This window comes from Vibrio pomeroyi (assembly GCA_041879425.1).
Classification (GTDB): Bacteria; Pseudomonadota; Gammaproteobacteria; order Enterobacterales; family Vibrionaceae; genus Vibrio; species Vibrio pomeroyi_A.
Window position 1 is genome coordinate 2,217,542 of sequence record CP090854.1, and the last position, 21,240, is coordinate 2,238,781.

Annotated in this window: 18 protein-coding genes; 9 read left to right on the plus strand and 9 right to left on the minus strand. The window is 44.3% G+C overall.

Annotated features, from left to right (window positions below; genetic code table 11):
- The first annotated feature begins 78 nt into the window (after window positions 1–78).
- The 4 genes from L0992_09685 to L0992_09700 all read left to right on the plus strand — a co-directional run bounded on the left by L0992_09685 (window position 79) and on the right by L0992_09700 (window position 3,862).
- Entirely contained in the window at window positions 79–267 is a 189-nt protein-coding gene (locus L0992_09685) for a hypothetical protein (GenBank protein ID XGB65993.1), read from the plus strand.
- Window positions 268–612: 345 nt separating this feature from the next.
- A complete protein-coding gene (locus L0992_09690; protein XGB65994.1) occupies window positions 613–1,020 on the plus strand; it encodes a hypothetical protein in 408 nt (135 codons plus the stop codon).
- Between the two features lie 263 nt (window positions 1,021–1,283).
- A complete protein-coding gene (locus L0992_09695; GenBank protein ID XGB65995.1) occupies window positions 1,284–2,387 on the plus strand; it encodes a phosphoribosylaminoimidazolesuccinocarboxamide synthase in 1,104 nt (367 codons plus the stop codon).
- Window positions 2,388–2,530: 143 nt separating this feature from the next.
- A complete protein-coding gene (locus L0992_09700) occupies window positions 2,531–3,862 on the plus strand; it encodes an IS4 family transposase (GenBank protein XGB65996.1) in 1,332 nt (443 codons plus the stop codon).
- Window positions 3,863–3,972: 110 nt separating this feature from the next.
- Here the strand turns inward: L0992_09700 and L0992_09705 are convergent, their stop codons facing one another.
- Window positions 3,973–4,350 (minus strand): transporter, encoded by a 378-nt coding sequence (locus L0992_09705; GenBank protein ID XGB65997.1) that lies wholly within the window; start codon window positions 4,348–4,350, stop codon window positions 3,973–3,975.
- Between the two features lie 203 nt (window positions 4,351–4,553).
- Window positions 4,554–6,953 carry a DEAD/DEAH box helicase gene (locus L0992_09710; protein ID XGB65998.1) on the minus strand — a complete coding sequence of 800 codons (2,400 nt, stop codon included), beginning with the start codon at window positions 6,951–6,953 and terminating at the stop codon, window positions 4,554–4,556.
- Between the two features lie 184 nt (window positions 6,954–7,137).
- Here L0992_09710 and L0992_09715 point away from each other — a divergent pair, with 184 nt between their 5' ends.
- The 3 genes from L0992_09715 (at window position 7,138) to L0992_09725 (ending at window position 11,355) form a co-directional block, all read left to right on the plus strand.
- Window positions 7,138–8,826, plus strand: coding sequence for an NAD-dependent malic enzyme (locus L0992_09715; protein XGB65999.1), 1,689 nt, complete (start codon window positions 7,138–7,140; stop codon window positions 8,824–8,826).
- A 161-nt stretch (window positions 8,827–8,987) separates the two neighbouring features.
- Complete coding sequence (locus L0992_09720) at window positions 8,988–9,788, plus strand: YdcF family protein (protein ID XGB66000.1); 801 nt, start codon at window positions 8,988–8,990, stop codon at window positions 9,786–9,788.
- Window positions 9,789–9,984: 196 nt separating this feature from the next.
- Complete coding sequence (locus L0992_09725) at window positions 9,985–11,355, plus strand: DASS family sodium-coupled anion symporter (GenBank protein XGB66001.1); 1,371 nt, start codon at window positions 9,985–9,987, stop codon at window positions 11,353–11,355.
- Window positions 11,356–11,583: 228 nt separating this feature from the next.
- Here L0992_09725 and L0992_09730 read toward each other — a convergent pair whose 3' ends face one another.
- Together L0992_09730 and L0992_09735 are read right to left on the minus strand one after the other, a co-directional pair.
- Window positions 11,584–11,934, minus strand: a complete 351-nt coding sequence (locus L0992_09730) for a GlpM family protein (protein ID XGB66002.1) — start codon at window positions 11,932–11,934, stop codon at window positions 11,584–11,586.
- A 124-nt stretch (window positions 11,935–12,058) separates the two neighbouring features.
- Window positions 12,059–13,354, minus strand: coding sequence for a GGDEF domain-containing protein (locus tag L0992_09735; GenBank protein XGB66003.1), 1,296 nt, complete (start codon window positions 13,352–13,354; stop codon window positions 12,059–12,061).
- Window positions 13,355–13,657: 303 nt separating this feature from the next.
- Between L0992_09735 and L0992_09740 the strand changes: the two genes are divergently transcribed.
- Window positions 13,658–14,482 (plus strand): DUF2797 domain-containing protein, encoded by an 825-nt coding sequence (locus L0992_09740; protein ID XGB66004.1) that lies wholly within the window; start codon window positions 13,658–13,660, stop codon window positions 14,480–14,482.
- A 125-nt stretch (window positions 14,483–14,607) separates the two neighbouring features.
- On the opposite strand, the gene L0992_09745 is transcribed toward L0992_09740, so the two are convergent.
- Both L0992_09745 and L0992_09750 read right to left on the minus strand, forming a co-directional pair.
- Entirely contained in the window at window positions 14,608–15,900 is a 1,293-nt protein-coding gene (locus L0992_09745) for a sensor domain-containing diguanylate cyclase (GenBank protein ID XGB66005.1), read from the minus strand.
- A gap of 325 nt (window positions 15,901–16,225) precedes the next feature.
- Window positions 16,226–17,110: a LysR family transcriptional regulator gene (locus tag L0992_09750; protein ID XGB66006.1), complete on the minus strand. Its 885-nt coding sequence runs from the start codon at window positions 17,108–17,110 to the stop codon at window positions 16,226–16,228.
- A gap of 214 nt (window positions 17,111–17,324) precedes the next feature.
- Between L0992_09750 and L0992_09755 the strand changes: the two genes are divergently transcribed.
- Window positions 17,325–17,996: a type 1 glutamine amidotransferase domain-containing protein gene (locus tag L0992_09755; protein XGB66007.1), complete on the plus strand. Its 672-nt coding sequence runs from the start codon at window positions 17,325–17,327 to the stop codon at window positions 17,994–17,996.
- Between the two features lie 155 nt (window positions 17,997–18,151).
- On the opposite strand, the gene L0992_09760 is transcribed toward L0992_09755, so the two are convergent.
- The 3 genes from L0992_09760 to L0992_09770 all read right to left on the minus strand — a co-directional run bounded on the left by L0992_09760 (window position 18,152) and on the right by L0992_09770 (window position 20,919).
- Window positions 18,152–19,387: a cysteine desulfurase-like protein gene (locus tag L0992_09760; GenBank protein ID XGB66008.1), complete on the minus strand. Its 1,236-nt coding sequence runs from the start codon at window positions 19,385–19,387 to the stop codon at window positions 18,152–18,154.
- Window positions 19,371–20,027: a 2OG-Fe dioxygenase family protein gene (locus L0992_09765; GenBank protein ID XGB66009.1), complete on the minus strand. Its 657-nt coding sequence runs from the start codon at window positions 20,025–20,027 to the stop codon at window positions 19,371–19,373. Before L0992_09765 ends, L0992_09760 begins: the two co-directional genes overlap by 17 nt.
- Window positions 20,028–20,640: 613 nt before the next feature.
- Window positions 20,641–20,919 (minus strand): hypothetical protein, encoded by a 279-nt coding sequence (locus L0992_09770; protein XGB66010.1) that lies wholly within the window; start codon window positions 20,917–20,919, stop codon window positions 20,641–20,643.
- Between the last annotated feature and the right edge of the window lie 321 nt (window positions 20,920–21,240).

Sequence of the window (21,240 nt, forward strand, 5' to 3'; positions counted from 1 at the left end):
AACTATTAACTAATGGGTCTTACTTGTGTCATAATTTGCTCCGAAAATACACCTGACATATACAGGTGAGGAGAGAATATGTTCACAATAGAAGGCGTTTGTGATTGGTGCAAAAAGCCAAGCCTAGTAAAAAAACACGACTACCTAGATGGTAAGTGTCATCATGCATGTAAAGAGTGCAATGATATTGCAACCATTGATGTTCGCCAGTTCAATATTGGTGAAATGGAAATGAGAGCAAAACTCTCCCAAGCAACACTGAGATAAGTTACACCGTTGAAATATAAGAAAGCGCCTAAGGCGCTTTTTTTGTATCTGGGGTTTATCTTCTTATCTTCTTATCTTCTTATCTTCTTATCTTCTATACAGGTGTATACAGTACTTTTCTGTAAAAACCACTGTATACACCTGTATAAAGCTCACATTCCTTCAACTTATGAGACAAAAGCACAAATTCATTCTAATTTAATTTAGATAATATTTTCAATAACTTAAGTAACACCCACCCACTTACCTGTGCAAAATCGTCCAATAATCCCACAAAAAACGCTTGATCTTATAAGCAACAAAAACTACTGTATACACATACAGCATGTATATAAGGACAGCAAAATGATTCAAGCACACGTTAAAGCCCAACACTCTAGCCCGCTAGTTCACTGCGCATTTACATCAGCTTCTCGTAAAAGCAAAAATTCAAACGAGGAAGCGTTGTTCGCAAGAATGGCGATGCTGTCCAATCAACATCAGTGGTTGCTGTTTACAGCTCAAACGCCACGACCATCGGCTAAGCAGCTTAAGCAACACAACGTGTGCTGTGACCGCGTTATTCACATGAAAGCATCTCACCAGATGACGGAAGTTGAAACGGTTGAGAAAGCCATCCGCTCTAAAAATGCAAGTGCGATTGTTGCAAGTGCATCGATTGATCAGTTCAGCCAGCAATACCTAAGAACATTAGGGATGCGCTTTCAATGTGAAGTCTTCTTTATGGATGCAAATTCAGAGCGTATTCACTGATCTACCTTGCTTAACATTTTGGCTAACAAACATAGCTTAATTTTTTAGCTCGAAAACACAGTCCAAACATACTGCCTTCCCCTGCCCTACAATTCGCCAATTTTTAAGCGGATAGTTAGGCAGGGGTTTTTATTTGATTAACAGATTTAGCAATCGTTTGCTTTTTCTCTGGAAGCAAACAGTAGATTGGGTATAATGCCCGTCTAATCATGTGCACACCGCACTTCTCTGTATGACGTTTGATAAAAGATAGGAATGTCTAAATGAGCCTTGCTGATCAAGTTCTTGCCGTAAATGATGACCTACCAATCCGTACTGACAAACCTGTCCACAGTGGCAAGGTTCGCTCGGTCTACTGGTTAACTGAAGAAGATAGCCAACGACTAATTAAAGAGAAAGGCTACGACGTAGCACCCGATGCGCCTCTAGCAATCATGGTGATCAGTGATCGTATCTCTGCGTTTGATTGTATCTGGCGCGGTGAAGGTAATCTTAAAGGTGTTCCAGGTAAGGGAGCGGCTCTGAATGCTATCTCTAACCACTGGTTCAAATTGTTTAAAGACAACGGCCTTGCTGACAGTCATATCCTTGATATCCCTCACCCATTCGTATGGATTGTACAAAAAGCTCGCCCAGTAATGATTGAAGCGATTTGTCGTCAATACATCACAGGTTCTATGTGGCGTGCGTACGCGAACGGCGAACGTGAATTCTGTGGTATCGAAATGCCAGAAGGCCTAGAGAAAGACAAGAAGCTACCAGAGCTACTTATCACGCCTTCTACTAAAGGGATTCTGAAAGGTATTCCTGGTGTACCAGAAGCTGACGATGTGAACATCACACGTAACAACATCGAAGATAACTTCGCAGCGTTCAACTTTACTCAAGCAAGTGACATCGCGCATTACGAGAAGCTGCTAAAAGAAGGCTTCAACGTGATCAGTCAAGCACTGGCGAAAGTAGACCAAACCTTTGTCGATACGAAGTTCGAGTTCGGTTACGTGAACGATGCTCAAGGCAAAGAGAAGCTTATCTACATGGACGAAGTCGGTACTCCAGATTCATCTCGTATTTGGGATACTCAGGAATACAACAATGGCAACATCGTCGAAAACTCGAAAGAGGGTTTCCGTCAATTCTTGCTGAACTACTTCCCTGATGCAGACATTCTGTTGAACAAAGAACGTATGCCAGAGCGTGAAGCATTAGCCCGTGATAATGAACTGCCTTTGGACGCATTAATGTCGCTTTCTCGCACTTACCTTGATATCGCAGCGAAAATCACAGGCGCTGAGATTGTATTGAGCGACAATCCGAAGCAAGAGATCATCGACGTATTACGTGCAGACTACGGACTGATCGATTAAGACCAAATCTGTCGCAACACTCAAATACAAAAAGGGCCTCAATATTGAGTAATGCCGATCAGTTAAGAAATTTGTGAGATCATTTGACCGATCCTCAAAAGGCTTCAGAATCCGATATTAGGAAACTAATATCGGATTTTTTTATGTCTTTAGAAAGCCAACTTGCCAATACTTTTCAGTCGTGTAATACCTTCCACCACTTTGAAAAATACTCTGAAATTCTTAGTCCAGAGCTTATCCAGCAGGGTTTTGAGCAAGCTGGCGTCGCAACCGTTAGAAGAAGACGGTTACCTTTGGAGGCTGTACTTTGGTCCGTTGTTGGAATGAGTCTCTTTCGTCAACAATCTGTTTGGGATATCGCTAACCAACTCGATATTGTTTTGCCAGACAAACAGCGCTTTGTTGCCCCAAGTGCTGTTGTTCAAGCGAGACAGAGATTAGGCGAAGAAGGTGTTAAGCAAGTCTTTAAGAAGATGGCTGCGCATAGCTATCAATCGTCTAACTTCGAAACTTGGTGTGGACTAAACCTTCTATCCGTCGATGGTGTCGTTTGGAGAACGACAGATACACCTGAAAATCATCAAGAGTTTAAAGCACAAAGCAATCAATCATCTGAGAATATTTACCCTAAGGTACGTATGGTTTGCTTGATGGAGCTTACAAGTCATCAACTAATCGATAGTACATTCTCTGACTATCGCACCAGCGAAATGCGCCTTGCAGAAGAACTCATTGAACAAACCCCCGATCATTCGTTGACTATTTTTGACAAAGGATACTACTCTCTAGGGCTACTTAATCGCTGGAATAAGGTAGGCAAAGAAAGGCATTGGATGCTCCCTGTGAAAAAAGACTTCCAGTATGAAGTCGTTCATAAATACAGTCAGAGTGACGCTATCGTTGATATAAAAACGACACATCAGGCAAGAAAGAAGTTCAGTGATCTCCCTGAGACAATAGAAGCAAGGTTAGTGTCGAAAATTATCAAAGGAAAGACATATCAGGTGCTTACATCAATGCGTGATGGGTTGCGCTTTCCTGGTGAAGACATCGTAGAGCTTTATCGCTATCGTTGGGAAATCGAATTAGGCTATCGGGAAATGAAGCAAACCTTGCTTGATAGTGAGTATACATTACGCAGTAAGCGCCCAGATATGGTCAAGCAGGAGCTCTGGGGAATTTTGCTCGCCTATAACCTTATAAGACAAGTCATGACAAAGGCTGCGAGTCAATTAGATAGCGTTTGGCCAAATCAATTAAGCTTTACGAGTAGTGCTATGGCTGTGACTCAATACTTCGCGGCTTTACCTTTAACGAGTCCTGGAAAACTTCCTAAACATTATGAAGTCTTACTCAAGCAAATATCCATGTTTACCCTGCCACCTCGAAGAGAAGATAGAAGTTACCCTCGTTGGGTGAAACTGAAACCCAAAAAATATGCAACGAACAGAAAAAATGCCAGTCAGCTTAACTGACTGGCATTACTCAATATTGAGGCCCTTTTTACATGTACGTTTTTAATAAGCTTTTATCTGTATCCAAAGCTCTAAGCTCTAAGCTCTAAGCTCTAAGCGATACTGAGAGATTACAGTTTGATCGTAAACTCTTCTCCAGTATTACCTGCAATCACTAAATGACTGCGCGATTCGATGTACTCGATCTGCTCTTCTTCAAGAGAATATGGCATAACCACCTTGAGTTCATTGATACCTTCAAGCTTGGCAAGCTTCAGCAAAGTAACAATATTTGATTCATCGCTTTTACGTGTCGACATTGATTTCAATGCCATCTGCCATAAGCGATCCTCTGGGGTGCCCAGCTCTTTAATGCTATCTCGCCAGACGGTACTGAACACTGGCGCAATTGTGGTAAGTGCTTCCAGAAAAGTCCATTTTTTACTGCATGAGGCGCCAAGAAATGTTGTGTAATCAAACTCTACACGCGTCTCTTTCTGTTTATCCATGATGTCCCCCGACACTTTGGCAACACAATATACTCAATATCTATCAACTTTTTCTTTATAGCAATAGGATATAGAAGAATAGTCTTTTATGACCTTTTGATTGGTTAAAAAGGCATATAAAAATCAAATCCGTAACATAATAAGCACTGAAAAATAATATATGCGCCTATTTGATTAATATTTTAGAGATAAAACTTATCCATCTATTTTATATCAATTATTCGGCTCGCTTTTTTATACTGAATACGCCACCCAGACCATGTGGGTAGCTCCCAGCGTTTTGGTGATAACTTCCGACTACCCGATTGATAATGAACGTAAATCAACTTCCTTCCAGTCAGGTATTCCACCTCAAGTTGCAAGTCGGCAAGGCACAATGAAAACGGGTATTTTTCCGAGAACTCGTTATACAGCCAAGTAGGTATACCATCAAAGGGAATATCGTCATGTTCGAACATTTCCAGCTCACTGACATCCGTCACCCCTAACACTTCCAGTTGCTCTATAAACCATAGTTCAAAGCTCAATTGTTCGATCTCTGGTGTAAATTGAGTCTGCTCATCCAGCCCAAGTTTCACGTAAAGCTGCCAATGCTTAATCTCTTGAGTGCGAGCCTCTGCAAAGCCAGGAAGTTGAGCACCACTTACCACGAGATCAACGATAGGCTTCAAAGACAACTGACCTTCTGCGGCCACCAGCTTAGTCGTAATCGATCGGCCAGCGTAAACCAATGCCATTTCGGTGAACACGCCCTCGTCATTGACCACGGTGTCACCTTGCTGCCATTCACCTAATTCTGCTTCAACAACGAGTTCTAAAGGAACAGGCGCAGTGGTCGTCGCTAAGGTAAGTGTTTGCTTCACACCTCGCCCCGGTAAGCTGTGAGTGTCCAACACCAACATCGCTTGCGCATTCTCAGGGAAACGATTCTGGCGACCGAGTACGACTTCTAACATCCCATTGGCAAACGCTTCTTTCCTTTTCAGTCGGCGAACAAACACCAACTCAGGATGCAGCTGAATAATAGTTTCAAGTAGCGCGGTACGTTGATAGCGAGAGGCAACCTCTAACTGAGGAAGCTCAAACACTTCTCGCATTTGCTTCGCCAAACCTTGGGCTTCATTCAAAGCCTGTTGGTCGATTTCAAGATGCGGATAATCACGACCGCGAACAATCTGAATTAACAGGGATAAATCACACCCTTCTTTCTCTTGTTGTGCGAGCGCTTCCAAATGTTCTGCATTGTTTGGTAACTGATATAACCGAGCAGGCACAGACAATGCAGCGGTGAGATCGACCATCGCCTCTTTTAGTGCTTTGGTTTTAATTCGGGTAACAATGTCGGCATACAAAGCATCAATCGGCAGCGGATACAACTTCTTGCCATGCTCGGTAATTTGATGGTCGGCGTTAATCGCTTCCATCGTCAGCAAGGTTTGAGTTGCGCTGTTTAGCGACTTCTCAGGCATTGGATCGAGGAAAGATAAACTCTCAAGAGTCGCACTACAACATGCCGCCGCCAACATAGGTTCTGTTAGCTCTTCTCGTTGTAATTCAGGAGGCGTCACCAACTCTAACGCCGCATGTTCGCCATACAAACGAACACAAACACCATCCATTACCCTACCCGCACGGCCAGCGCGTTGTTTGGCACTAGCGCGTGATATGGATTTCAACATCAAGGTGGTTCTGCCGTTGCGTTGAACGGTGCGTCTTTCTAATCCGGAATCTATCACCACACCAATATCAGGAATGGTTAATGAGGTTTCTGCTACGTTGGTAGCAAGAATGACTTTTCGTAAACCGCAGCCATCGTCTCTATTGCCATCTTCGCTGTTGCCAATTTTACGACCAGACAATGCGAGATCTCGCTCTTTATCACTTACCGAGGCATGCAATTTAACGACTTGGATATCTGGATTCTTTGCCAAGGCTTGTTCACATTGCACAATCTCTTTTTTACCCGGCAGAAAAACCAAGATATCGCCATGTGACGCAATCAGTTGGTGATTCACCTCTTCAGCGATACGCTGCTCTAGATGTCGACTATCCGGCAGAGCTCTGGATTCATTCGCTCTGTGTTCAATCTCGACCTGATAAGTTCGCCCTTCACAACTGATTCGATTCGCTTCCAAATAATCAGCAAGGCGCTCACCCTCAATGGTTGCCGATGTGATGACTAAACGATGACTCGCTTTTTTCTTTAGGATCGCCACCAGCAAGTCGATGTCCCAACGTCTCTCGTGGAATTCATCGACCACAATCACATCGAAGCCAGAGAGCCCATCTTCTGACAACCAACGCAGCGCGATACCGGGAGTCACAAACACAACGTCTGTTTCATCGTTGTATTCCGACTCGAGCTTAATAGCATAACCAACCTTTGAACCCAGCTTTTCACCTGATTGCTGCGCTAAATATTTCGCAAGTGATGTACACGCAATTCTTCTCGGCTCCACCACCAAAACACGCCCATGTTGAGATGCCCAAATTGGCAAGCGCGTTGATTTGCCCGAACCGGTTTCGGCTTCGACAACAAGATGAGAATGGGCGATCTGTTCATGGAAAACATTTTGATAAGAATCGATGGGAAGTAGAGACATAAAAAGGAAGCGTCGCGAAAAAGTGTGAGCAAAGTATAACGAATTATGGCGTTCAAATTCGATAAGTGTGGGACAAGGGTAAGAATATCATTTTGTTTGCTAAGATCGGAGGGAAACTATTTACAATTGAATAACTAAACCGTTATCATTTTTCAGTTACCCTTTCTCCCATATTAGGCATCCAATGAACAACGATAAACGCCCTCTATATATCCCTTATGCTGGTCCTGCTCTACTTAGTACCCCTCTTTTAAACAAAGGCAGCGCATTCTCTGCTGAAGAGCGCAGTTCTTTCAACCTTGAAGGTTTGTTACCGGAAACAACCGAAACAATCCAAGAGCAAGTAGGACGTGCATACAAACAATATTGTAACTTCGAAAGTGATATGGATAAGCATATCTACCTTCGTAACATCCAAGACACTAATGAAACGCTTTTTTATCGTTTAGTTCAAAACCACATTTCTGAAATGATGCCTATCATTTACACGCCAACGGTTGGCGCAGCATGTGAGAACTTCTCAAATATTTACCGTCGTGGCCGTGGTCTGTTTATCTCTTACCCGAACCGCGATCGTATCGATGATCTACTGAATAATGCGACAAACCACAATGTTAAAGTTATCGTGGTTACGGATGGTGAGCGCATTCTTGGTTTGGGAGACCAAGGTATCGGTGGCATGGGTATTCCAATCGGTAAACTAGCACTGTACACAGCATGTGGCGGCATCAGCCCTGCTTACATGTTACCAATCGTTCTTGATGTAGGTACAAACAACCCTCAACGTCTTGCCGACCCAATGTACATGGGCTGGCGTCACCCTCGTATCACAGGTGCTGACTACGATGCATTCGTTGAAGAGTTCATCCAAGCCGTTCAGCGTCGTTGGCCTGATGCACTAGTTCAGTTCGAAGATTTCGCACAAAAGAACGCAATGCCACTGCTTGAGCGCTACAAAGATCGCATCTGTTGTTTCAACGATGATATCCAAGGTACAGCAGCAGTAACAGTAGGTTCTCTACTTGCAGCATGTAAAGCAGCAAACAGCAAACTTTCAGACCAACGCATCACCTTCTTAGGTGCAGGTTCTGCGGGTTGTGGTATTGCTGAAGCTATCATTGCTCAAATGGTGTCTGAAGGTATCAGCGATGCACAGGCACGCTCTCAAGTTTACATGGTTGACCGTTGGGGTCTGCTACAGGAAGGCATGCAGAACTTGCTTGATTTCCAACAGCGCCTAGTTCAAACCAACGCAAATACTAAAGACTGGGAAAGCGATGGCACTGGCTTCTCACTACTAGACGTTGTTCGCCACGCTAAACCAACAGTATTGGTTGGTGTATCTGGTGCGCCGGGTCTGTTCAGCAAAGAAGTTATCAAAGAGATGAACCTTCACTGCGAACGCCCTATCGTGTTCCCACTGTCGAACCCAACTAGCCGTGTTGAAGCAACGCCAAACGACATCATTCGTTGGACTGATGGCCAAGCGCTTGTTGCAACAGGTAGCCCATTTGAGCCAGTGGTTCACAACGGTACTACTTACCCAATCGCTCAGTGTAACAACAGCTACATCTTCCCTGGCATTGGCCTTGGTGTACTGGCTGTGAACGCTTCACGCATTACTGACGAAATGCTAATGGAATCGAGCCGCGCGCTTGCAACATGTTCTCCGCTAGCAATCAACGGTTCAGGCGCTCTACTTCCACCATTGGAAGAGATCCACACAGTATCTAAGAAGATCGCTTTCGCTGTTGGTAAGAAAGCGATTGAACAAGGTGTTGCACTAGAGATCACTGAAGAAGCGCTACAGCAAGCGATTGACCAGCACTTCTGGCAGCCGGTTTACCGTCGCTACAAGCGTACTGCATTCTAATAGAGCGTACTTGTTCTCAAATAGCACTCTTACAAGAGCCTCTGCAATCGCAGGGGCTTTTTTCTTTACACTGTCTTGTCTTTTTAACTGATTTTTCTCATTTTTATTTGGTATTATCGAGCACTCAAAAATTAATGCTCAGTCAAAGGACTATGCCGAGAGTGAAATTCAATTCTCACATTTGCCGAAACTACTTACTAAAAGCATACAAAAAGCTGCAAGGTTTTCTGTATGGCGCTTTCCTCGTGTTCTTAGTAGGCAGCGCTTCGGTTATTGCGATCGATTATTGGGTTTCATGGCAAGCAGAAGACCGCATCATTTACGATATTGATGAAGTGCCTGAGCTTGAAGTTGCGGTGGTACTTGGCACCAGCAAGTATTTGGGCAGAACACTGAACGACTATTATAAGTATCGAATTGAAGCCGCGATTGAGCTCTTCGACCGTGAAAAAGTCGACCAGTTTCTGTTAAGTGGTGACAACGCTCACCGCTCTTACAATGAGCCGTGGACGATGAAACGAGATTTGCTGAAAGCCGGTGTGCCTGATGAACGTATTAATCTCGATTATGCAGGGTTTAGAACATTAGACTCGATTGTTCGCGCTAAAAAGATCTTCGACACTGACAACTTCCTGATCATCACTCAGAAATTCCACTGTGAAAGAGCACTGTTTATCGCTAATTCTTACGATATTCATGCACAATGTTTGGCGGTTTCAGGCCCTACTCATCATTCAGGCACGTCTATTCGTTTACGTGAAGTCTTTGCGCGTTCCAAAGCCTTCTTAGACTTGTATATTATGGGGACAACGCCAAAGTTCCTTGGACCTAAAGAGCCTATTCAACCGAGTCCAAAACCGGAATCATTTCCGATTCCGAACCCTATGACTGACCCCTCTGTAAACCCTGTTGTAGATCCTACAACAAGCCCTATTGCAGACCCAGCAGAGACGGATGTGTAGAAAACTACACATTTTGAATTTGTTGCCTCACATTTCCCCACTGTTACACAAAAACACACCAACACGCCTTTATTAACTTAAGTAACATTCTCCCAACAAAGTCTGACCCTACATCAAGCTATATACCTCGAAAATAATAAGCACGGCTCAATGAAGTCGTGCACCAATAAAACGAGGATAACAAAAGGAGCGTCTTATGACGGCACTTGTTACTACACTGAAACACTGGTTGTTCACCCGCAACAGCATGATATTAATTGGTAATTTCATGTTATTTGCTCTGTTAATCAATACCCTTCCTTTCGAAACACAAGTCAATACTGGTCTGAGTATTCTCGTGTTTGTCGCCGTTTTATGGTTAACCGAAGCAATTCACGTCAGCATTACTGCTCTGCTCGTTCCACTCTTAGCCGTGTTGTTTGGTGTGTTCAACACATCGGCTGCATTGGCGAACTTCTCGAACCCAATCATCTTCCTATTTATGGGTGGTTTTGCCCTTGCTGCTGCGCTCAACAAGCAAGAGCTCGATAAGGCGATTGCCGACAAAGTATTGTTGATTGCCAAAGGCAGAATGTCGGTGGCGGTGTTCATGTTATTCGGTGTGAGTGCGGGTTTGTCGATGTGGATTTCGAACACAGCAACGACTGCAATGATGCTTCCCCTTGTTCTTGGCATCATGAACAAAGTTGACCAAAGTGAAGACCGCAACACGTACGTGTTCGTGCTGCTGGGTATCGCTTACTGTGCATCGATTGGTGGTATCGCGACCTTAGTGGGTAGCCCACCAAACGCAATCGCCGCTGCAGAAGTGGGTTTGAGCTTTACTGAGTGGATGGCGCTAGGTCTTCCAATCTCGCTTATCTTGATGCCAATCGCGATGTTCATCCTTTATGTGATGACAAAGCCTAAGCTTGACCACAAATTCGAGCTAGACCATGCACCGGTAGAGTGGACGAACAGCAAAAAAATCACGTTATCTATCTTCTTGTTAACGGTTACGCTTTGGATATTTGGTAAGCCAATTAATGCAATGATCGGCGGCTTCTCTAAGTTCGACAGCTTGGTAGCGATTGGTGCGATTGTACTATTAGGCGCTTCTAGAGCGGTTGAGTGGAAAGATGTTGAGAAGACGACAGACTGGGGTGTATTAATCCTGTTCGGTGGCGGTATCTGTCTAAGTAACATTCTTAAAGCAACAGGCACCAGCGTATTCCTAGCACACTCACTGAGTGGCTTCCTAGAAACAGCAGGCGTCCTGCTAACGATTCTAGCGGTAGTTGCATTCGTAGTATTCCTGACTGAATTCGCAAGTAACACAGCCAGTGCAGCACTTCTGGTGCCAGTATTCGCAACCATCGCTGAAGCACTTGGTATGTCGCCAGTTATCTTGTCTGCACTGATCGCTGTAGCTGCGTCTTGTGCCTTCATGCTTCCTGTTGCAACACCACCAAACGCAATTGTGTTTGCCTCTGGTCACATCAAGCAGAAAGAGATGATGCGAATCGGTATGGTACTAAACCTAGTTTGTATCCTAGTACTGACACTGTTCGCTTGGATTTTCTGGTAAGCAATAAATGCTCCCCTAAACTGGCTGCAGTTCCCCCACTCAGCCAATATAAAAAGCCCGCTCAACATGAAACATACACTGAGCGGGCATCCAAAAAAACAATAAAACGCTTTTCCCTTTTGGTGGCTCTTCGCCACCTTTTTTGTTTCTAACCTCTAACCTTCCAATATTCCAACTAACCAACTCACCAATGACTAAATCGCACTGGGTACTAAATTGCGCTCAGAACTAGATTGCACTTGGGACTAGACGCGTCCAACCCAACAGCAACATCGATGCACACAGAACCCACACGACTGTTGCCAATGACAACGTCGACACCAAGTTGTAGCGATAACTAAATACATAGACCGCACCAAGATAAGCGGCGTATGGCACAAGCGAAAACAAGCCAAACAGTGCTGTGGTACGCAATTCCACCATGGTTTGTTCCGTGCCGACAATGTAGTGGGCAATCAAAGCAAAAGTAGGAAACAGCGGCACAAGGCCAGAGATATAAAAGCTCTTACTTTTTGACAACAGCGCAATCAATAAAACCGCCGCCGCACCAAGCAAGCATTTAAAGAACAGGGAAATCATTTCAATACGTTATCCAAACAAACCAACAAAAGGCTCTAGAGGGTAAACTCATATAGCGCCCATAAAAACGCCACACGTCACATATGCACGTGTGGCTTATTAAGTAATCAAAACAATTTGCAGATTAGTGACTCAAGATCACCTGATTACGTCCTGAGTGTTTGGCTTGATAGAGCGCTTCATCGGCGCGAGCTATCGTCTCAGTCACCCTCTCTTGTTTCATCTCGGCGATACCAATACTGCAAGTGAGCGGGTCGCCATGAACCCAAAGGTGCTGGCTAACCAATAATCGAATGCGTTCGGCTTTTATCTGCGCCTCTCCGGCTTCGGTCTCTGGGCAAAAAACGATAAACTCTTCACCGCCCCAACGCACCAGTTTGTCAGTCGCACCGATAGAGCTGCCCACGACCATGCTGAATTCACGCAGAATATGGTCACCCATTTGGTGTCCGTATTTGTCGTTCACACTCTTGAAGTAGTCAATATCGAGATAAAGCATACTGAGCTTACCGTGGCCTTGCTTCACGTGCTGCGACTGCATCTTCAACCAATCACGAACTGCGTGTCGATTGAGGATCCCCGTTAGCTCATCACGATGCGCTTTCTCAGAGAATTCAAAGTTCTGTTCTCTCAATGCTCGGTTCACGTTCTTTAAGTGGTTGTGTCTCTTCTCGGCAATCACCATACGCTTTCTTGAGCGATGTAATTCTGAAAGTAAGAACACAGTGCCCGTGCCGACCCAGATAAATAGCAAGATCAAGAACAAGCTTTCCGCAGAGATATACGAGCCTTCAAACTCAATGCTGCGAATAACAATTCGATGATGGCCTAACTTCGCCCCGGATGCGGTGGCAAACTCGACCATATTCACGTTCGAATATTCAGGCGCAGAGTGCTCTAACGCCACATCATTATCGGCTAACCACCATGTCATCACTTGCAGGTTTTTGATCGGAATCTCAATCACACCACCATCGATTCCTGGAGAAAACTCCATCCCGTTATACTTGTGTGTGTACTCGTCATCAGGAACAGAATAAGCAGGATTGTAGTTGCGTAAGTAAGTTCTCAAACGGCCACTAGAGTCCGCTTCCGCATGATAATCAATATTCACTCTAAAGGTGTGATACTGGGAAAGATCAAGGCCTTCGGTAATGTCTGGGTTGATACGAATCGACAGGCCGCAATAAGGCCAAGGATACTCCGACTCTTTAAGTTCACAGTCGAGAATATACTGCCCATTTTCGTAGGATAATTGGGATGTACTGACGCCCCTATCAACTCGATCACTGGTCGCGATAAATTCATATTTATCAGGGGTTATTGCTGTTATCACACGATTTCCGCTCACACGGTAATACTGCACAATGGCAAGCGTTGCGATAACGAGAAAGATAACAATCTTATGGATCCACTTCACGTCTAAGCTTCCGGCTTAAGGTCCCTATAGTTGGGATTTCACGATAAAAAATAAGTCAGATAAATTAGTGATCTTAATACCAACAAATCACTAAAAAACGTTATATCACGCCCGAACAAAATGTCATACTATATTTTTATGCATGTATTTGCTGTTGATTATTCACGGCGAGAATCAAGTAATATTGCGTATAAAAACAGGCTCTATTTGTTATACTCATCGCATAATCATCGTTAACCGTACTGCCTGCTCACAGCGCAATCGAGTCGACGAAATAATAATCAAAATACAACGAGTAATGTCATGTCTTTATTAGCAAAAGGAACACTCAAAAAGATGAGTGCTTCCCTTGATGGCGCGGTTACCTACCGTTTGCCTGTAGGCGAAGAGTTTGTAGAGCTAAACCCTCTGATTGGTAAAACCATCAACCTCACTCACACTGGCAACATTTTTTGCTGCTCATGTGGTAAGAAAACCAAAAAGAGCTACTCTCAAGGCCACTGTTTTGTGTGCATGAAAAAGCTAGCAAGCTGCGACATGTGCATCATGAAGCCAGAGACTTGTCACTACGATGAAGGCACGTGTCGCGAGCCTCAATGGGGTGAAGAGAACTGCATGGTTGATCACTTCGTTTACCTATCGAACACATCTAGTCTTAAGGTTGGTATCACGCGTCACACTCAAATCCCAACACGTTGGATTGACCAAGGTGCGACTCAAGGCCTACCTATCTTGAAAGTAAAAACTCGTCAGATTTCTGGCCTGATTGAAGTTGAATTGGCAAAACACATCGCCGACAAAACCAACTGGCGCACGCTGTTAAAAGGCGATGGCGACGATATGGAATTGGTCGAAAAAGCAAAAGAACTGTTGCCATTGGTTGAGGATAAAATCCAAGAGATCAGAGCAAAATTTGGTGACGATGCAATCGAAATTCTAAGTGAAAACATCACTTCACTGAGCTACCCAGTTGAACAGCACCCAGTGAAGATTGTATCGCACAACTTTGATAAGAACCCTGAGGTATCTGGTGTGCTGCAAGGCATTAAAGGCCAATACCTAATCTTAGATACGGGCGTGATTAACATCCGTAAATTTGGCTCTTATGAAGTTGAAGTTTCTGCATAATTTGTAGAACTTGAGCGCTTCTAATTGTTAGCGCTCTGTCGCTGATAGCCAAAACGAAAAATGCCCTGAAGCTCATTACTTCAGGGCATTTTTAATTACAAAGCTGTGTTACTTACTAACAAGATCTAAAGCGCGACCACATCGCCACACACGCGATTCTTGCCAGCCGCTTTTGCACGATAAAGGGATTGGTCAGTCACGTTCACAAGTGCATCGATAGAAACCGTTCCTTCACAAGCTCGACTATCACTCACACCGATACTCACACTCACATTAAAGCGAACGTGCTCATCAATCTTAAATTCGGTTTGATTAAACTGCTCTCGGATCTGATCAGAGACTTGACGCGAAACCTGAGGCGACGCATTTGGGATAAATACGATGAACTCTTCACCGCCCCATCGACCTGCAACACCGCCCACAGCCTCAACATTACGCTTGGTAATATCAGCCAATGCGCAAATCACCTCATCCCCGACCATATGCCCGTAGGTATCATTGATCGATTTAAAGTCATCGATATCAAGCAGCATACACACGAGATGAGTCTCAGAGACAAGGTGTTCTCTCAGCCACTCATAAATCGCCCTACGGTTAAGCAAATCCGTCATTTCATCGTAATTCGCTTGGTGAACCAGTTGCCTTTCTAGCATCACCTTCTGAGTCACGTCTTCGAGCACAACCTGAACCGCAGGCTGGCCTTTCCAAGTGATCGCATTATCGTAGATATTGAAGAAGCGATGAACACCATCTAAACCTATATTCTCGACCACATTGCTCATGCCTGAAGGCTCACCCGAAATCACCGATTGATAGCGTTGATAGATGCTTTCGACATTTTGCTTCGGCACCAAGTCGAGGATAGAGTCTAGCTTCAAGGCTTGCTCAATCGACTCTCCGCCCTGAAGTTTCACCCAAGATTGATTGACCATTAACGGCTTAAAATCTCGATGAACTAAAATGCCTTGACCGGATTGCATGATCATATCGTGGTACATTTTATCTTGCTCGCGCACCACGTTTTGTAACTGAATCGCAGGAGAAAGATCGATAACCGTCACTTGCAGTGCTGGCCTACCTTGCCATTCAGTCACATGGTCGATAGAGAACACAGTGAACTCTCTACCATTGCAATCAACATTGGTATAGGTATGCCCTTTCGGGTCGCGTTGACCGCTGACGGTTTCAAGGTAGTTTTGGTAAGCAAGAACATGAAACTCTGCTGGAATGAGGTCCAGAAAGCTATCTATATTGGAAAGTAGTTCTTCGGGTGATTGGTATCCATAGATGCGAGCATAATTAGCGTCAACACTAACCACATTCATATCTTGAATAGTTATTACACCGTACGTGGATTCGAAATTTATTGAAGACATTGCCAACTCCGCATTATAGCTATACTTCACGAACTGGAGCATAACAACACATCCTGCCAACGCTTCCACACAATCTATCACGCGCTAGGGACATTAATATACCATCTAGTATATCGTACTGTTGCGGCCTTCTCTACAACTCAATCGCTAACACGAGTTAGTAAAAGTAGACAAGCATCTCAATCCCATTATTCGCGTCAAAAAACAGAAATAGATAAGCTATACCAATGTAACTATTATCTTTTTCTATTTTTGGGTTAAATCTGATCTAAGAACCCGCTCACTACCACTTCAAATCCTGTTCGCTATTCTTTTAAACCTGCGCACTATTCTTTTAAATCTACGAGCTATTCTTTAAACCTACGAGCTATTCATTCCAATCAGAGAAATAGGAAACTAAGAAGTCGATAGCTAACCGTGCTCTCTGCGGAAGAAAACGACGGTTCTGATAAACAATCCAGCTGCTTGTGCCCGCTCCCCAATACTCTTCTAACACAGGGACGAGTTTTCCATTGCTAAGGCCACCATTGAAGCTGCTTTTAGGAAGATAAACGATGCCAAGCCCCTCTTCGCAAGCTTTCAGTACCGCGCTTGAATTGTTGCTTCTCCAACGGCCATGAACTCTGACTGCAGTTAGCGGTTTTCCATCTTTCTCGAATAACCATTGGTCACTGTTGGCGATAATACAGCTGTGCAGTTTGAGTTGGTCTGGGTTCGTTGGCGCACCAAACTCAGCAATGTAATCTTTGCTTGCTGCCGCTGCCATCGGGCGATCAACCAGCTTTCTTGCCACCAGTCCTGAATCGTCTAATCGACCATAACGAATCGCGAAGTCGATACCATCCTCGATGAAGTTAACCATCTTGGTGTTGAAGTTCATTTCAATAGTCAGATCAGGGTGATCTTTAGCAAATTCCATCAGTGCTGCCGCGACATGGTTTTCTGCAAATGCGCCCGCAGCACTAACACGTAAAGTACCGCTAAGCTGAGTTTGCTGAGACGTAACTTGTTCATTCGCTTGTTGCAGCCCAATCACCAAGTCTTTGCACTGTTGGTAATAAGTGTGACCAGATTCAGTCAGGCTAACCATACGTGTTGAACGCGCAAGCAGAGCCACCCCAACTCTCTCTTCTAACCTTGAAACTTGTCGACTCACATGGCTGGTACTGCAACCTAACTGCTTGGCGGCCGCTGAAAAGCCGTGGCATTCGGCGACCGCAACAAATTCATTAATCCCTTCAAAGCTATCCATACTTAGTCTACTCGCATTTTATCTTTGCTATATAGCAACAATGTTTTGCCTGTTTCGCATATTATCACCTAATTGGTTTGGAACTAGTATTAGATACAACAAGACGGCGATAGCTAAGTAACAGCGCGATACCTAGCGCCTAACGAAAAGCATCAGCGCTTAACGAAAAGCGTCAGCACCTAAATAAAAAAACAGCAGCTCAAAGGGACGAATCATGAAAAAAATACTAATTCCAGTAACTAACCACGCAACACTTGGCGATACAGACCAAGCGAACGGTACTTACGCTCCAGAACTTACCCACGCTCTGAAAGAGATCATGGCTGCTGGATATGAATACGACATCGCTTCTATCAATGGTGGCAAAGCCCCGCTCTACGGAACGGATATTGAGGGAGATACAGTTAACGCTGATATCTTGGCGGATGATAATTTCCAAAACCGCATTAACAACACGATTCCAGTAAGCCAAATCAATGCAGAAAGCTACGACGCTATCTTCTACCCAGGTGGTTTTGGTCTGCTTTCAGACTTAGCAACCAACGAACAATTCGCTAGCATCGCAGCAAAGCATTATGAAGATGGTGGTATTGTCGCGGCAGTATGTCACGGCCCTGCAGCCCTACTTCCTATTGTACTGAGCAACGGCGAGAAGCTACTAAGCTCTAAATCGGTGACTGGCTTTACACGTGAAGAAGAGATCGACTTTGGCACCATCAACGACATTCCATTCCTACTGGAAGAGTCGCTTGCTCGTGGCGCAGCACGTTTCAACAAGGTTCAACCTTGGCAAGAGCTTGTGATTGTTGATGAGCGAGTCATTACAGGCCAGAACCCAACCAGCGCACACGCAGTGGGTGTCGCCATTGTTGAGCAGCTTTCTTAGTCGAATCGCTGTCTTGATTAAGTCACTGGCGCTAACTAAATAAGCGCGGTGAAACGAAAAAGAGCATACTTCCTACTCAATATTCTTGAGAGAAGTATGCTCTTTTCTAATTCTGTCGCTATTAAGTGCTAGTGCCTTATTGCTTATTACTTCTGCTAGTCGCTTCGCAAGATCCCTTCAAGCACATTGAACAGCAAGTCGATCTCTTCAATCGAGTTGTAATGCATACAACCAATACGCACCACGCCCTGCTCTTCTACACCCAACTGCTTCACCAAACCTAGCGCGTAGAAGTGTCCGTTCCACACACAGATATTGTGCTCACCTAACTTCTTAGCGATGAACTCTGGCGAGTGATTATCAAAGGTGATGGCGAACGTTGGCGTTCTCAAGTTCGAATCAAACTCTGTTTTACCATAAAGCTTCGCCCCTTCCAGATCGCCCAAGCGTTTTAGGAAGTACTCGCTCAACTGGCTTTCATGCTTGTTATAAAGCGCGTAGCTTTGCTCTAAACGAGAACGCAGTGAATCTGTTGGTTCACCAAACTGTGCCAAGTAATCCACCGCCGCAATCACACCCGCTAGGCCTTCGAAACTTTGTGTTCCTGTTTCAAATCGGCCTGGGCCAATGTTAGTGGCAGGCTCTACCTTGTATGGCTTTAACGTATGCAGCCATTGAGGTGCAATGTAAGCAATACCCACATGCGGGCCGAAGAACTTATAAGCTGAGCACGCTAAGAAATCACAATTCAGTTGTTGAACATCGATCAAGTGATGAGGAGCATAATGCACAGCATCAACATAAACCTGCGCACCGTGCTGATGTGCAAGCTCAATAACTTTCGCCATATCAACAATCGAGCCAGTGGTATTCGAAGCAAACGTCACAGCAACAAGCTTGGTCTTCTCATTTAACAGAGACTCAAAGTGCGCCATGTCTAGGCTGCAATCCGACTCGTCTACACGAACTTGGCGAACAATCGCGCCTTTGTCGTCTGCGGCTTGCTGCCAGCTTGATACATTTGAGTAATGGTCTAACGCAGTGACGATAACTTCATCGCCCTCTTTCCAATCGCGGCTGATCGCTCGGCTAAGTTGGAAGGTCAGAGATGTCATGTTCGCACCGAACACAACGTTGCCAGAAGACTCAGCATTGAGTAGCGCTTGTGCCGCTTCTCTCGCTTGCTGCATTAAGCTTGTAGTCTTTTGGCTAGAAAAGTAATGACCGCCTAGGTTTGAATTAAAGTGCCCGAGGTATTCCGTCATGGATGCTAAAACATTTTCAGGAACCTGAGAGCCACCCGGCCCATCAAAAAAGGTCACCGGCTTGCCGTTATGGTACTGGCCTAGCGCGCTAAACTGCTGGCGCACATCATTAAGAGTGAAGGACATTGCGCGCATCCTTAGCCGTTAGAACAAACACATCCATATAGCCCATCTCATCGTGGTCTATGGTACGAATCGGCTGTGCGTTGTGCCAAAGCTTGCTGTCGGCCAGCATTGCGACTTCACCATCTTCAAGCACTTTTCTAAAGAATGGCGCTTCATGTGAATCTTGGTACAGCATGATCTCGCCACCTACAATGTTATGACGGTTAACACCAATTAAAGCGATGTGGTCGAAGCCATCTTGGTGAACACCTTCTGGTGCAACCTGCGTTTCTTCAAAAATGGCAGCGATGCGGATTTGGTGGATTTCGATTTCTTGTCCGTCTTCAAGCCCATTGGTTTCAATAAACAGCTCACACATCTCTTGCATGCCTTCGCTGCTTAAGATTGGTGCTTCAATTGGCTCGAATTGGCGAACAACGTCACCTTGAAAGTGATTAATGTCTTCAGACTGAACAAAGTTATGTTTGTCTAGCTCTACGACTTGTCCATTACTGAATTGAACCACCGAGTACCTTCTCAATCGAAACTGACCATCCGCATGCTCTGTGCTTGGAAGCTTAGAGAATGACGGTGACAACTCCTCAACTGCGTGGTTACTGAGGTGGGTAATATGTAGGGTATTTTCGTGAGCATGTAACATCATCGACTCCTTAATGATTGTTAATTAACTTTCGATATTTAACGTTTTGTTTACATAAAGGATACTTGAAGATCTTGCCAAATCAACATTAAACAATCATTTATCCCGTCAGATTTAATAATTCAGATACTAAATCTAATCTGAAATTCAAAAGCAGTGTATAACACCAGAATAAAAGATGACCAACTCTTAAAACTAGCACACTCCACTAGCTAGTTATAAATCCCTACAAATTTAAATTTAACGATATTATTAACTGACAAGTAATGTTTCATATTGTGTCAGCCCTTTCGCTTCAGTACGCCAGCCTCCTTGCATGAGTTCAGGCATTACGCTCGTCATTATTCATTTCTATGTTTTTGCACAGCGAAATACGACCTACCTATCAATTGCCAAGCTATTGATTATTTACACAACAAACTGAAATTGGTTAATTTATGAATACGCCAGAATCCACACGCCTTTGCTTGCGCGTCTGGAACAGGTCGAGTTCGGGGGGAACTCGGCCGCCCCAAATGGCTTCGTCCACTTTTTCATAAGAAAAATTTTGCTAGACAAGCCTTATCGTTGTCCTACAACGGTTTATTCAGAAATCAACACCCTTTAAATTCAATTACTTAGATAGATCAACATAGTATTTCTGACAATCATCCCAATACTCGAGCCCTTCCAATATTCCTTCGTGAAAATATTCACGAGCAACAAAAACTGTATTGGTAACCTCGTTTCCATATCTGGTGGTCCCTAATCCGGTCCGCAGATTTATACTGGTCATAAAGGCATGCTGAGTTGGATCAGTCAAAGATAAGATAAGCAATGAGCCTTTGCACAGCACTTCGACTTCATAGCGCTGTGTTCTGTCGGTGAGACTTTCAATGAGGGTGGTAAACATAGTTTCTTCCTATAAGTTTGTCGCCCAACGGGAAGAAAAACGCCACTCAACTCCCGAAAGGGAACTGAGTGGCGGGTTTTGCAGTTCGAATTATCAATTTAAAACAATTGTGACGACTTTTCAACTTAGCGGAAATCACATTAATTACTTTAAAAGTAAACAATCTAGGTCAATGAATTCCAGTAAGAGTAACACCCACTAAGTTGGTTACTACATAAGACTATGTGAATGAACAATACTTCTTATAGGAACTGTGTTGCTTTACTGATTCGGGGGATATATGGAAACTCGTGTCTGCCCTTAAATGCATTTGACCTTTGA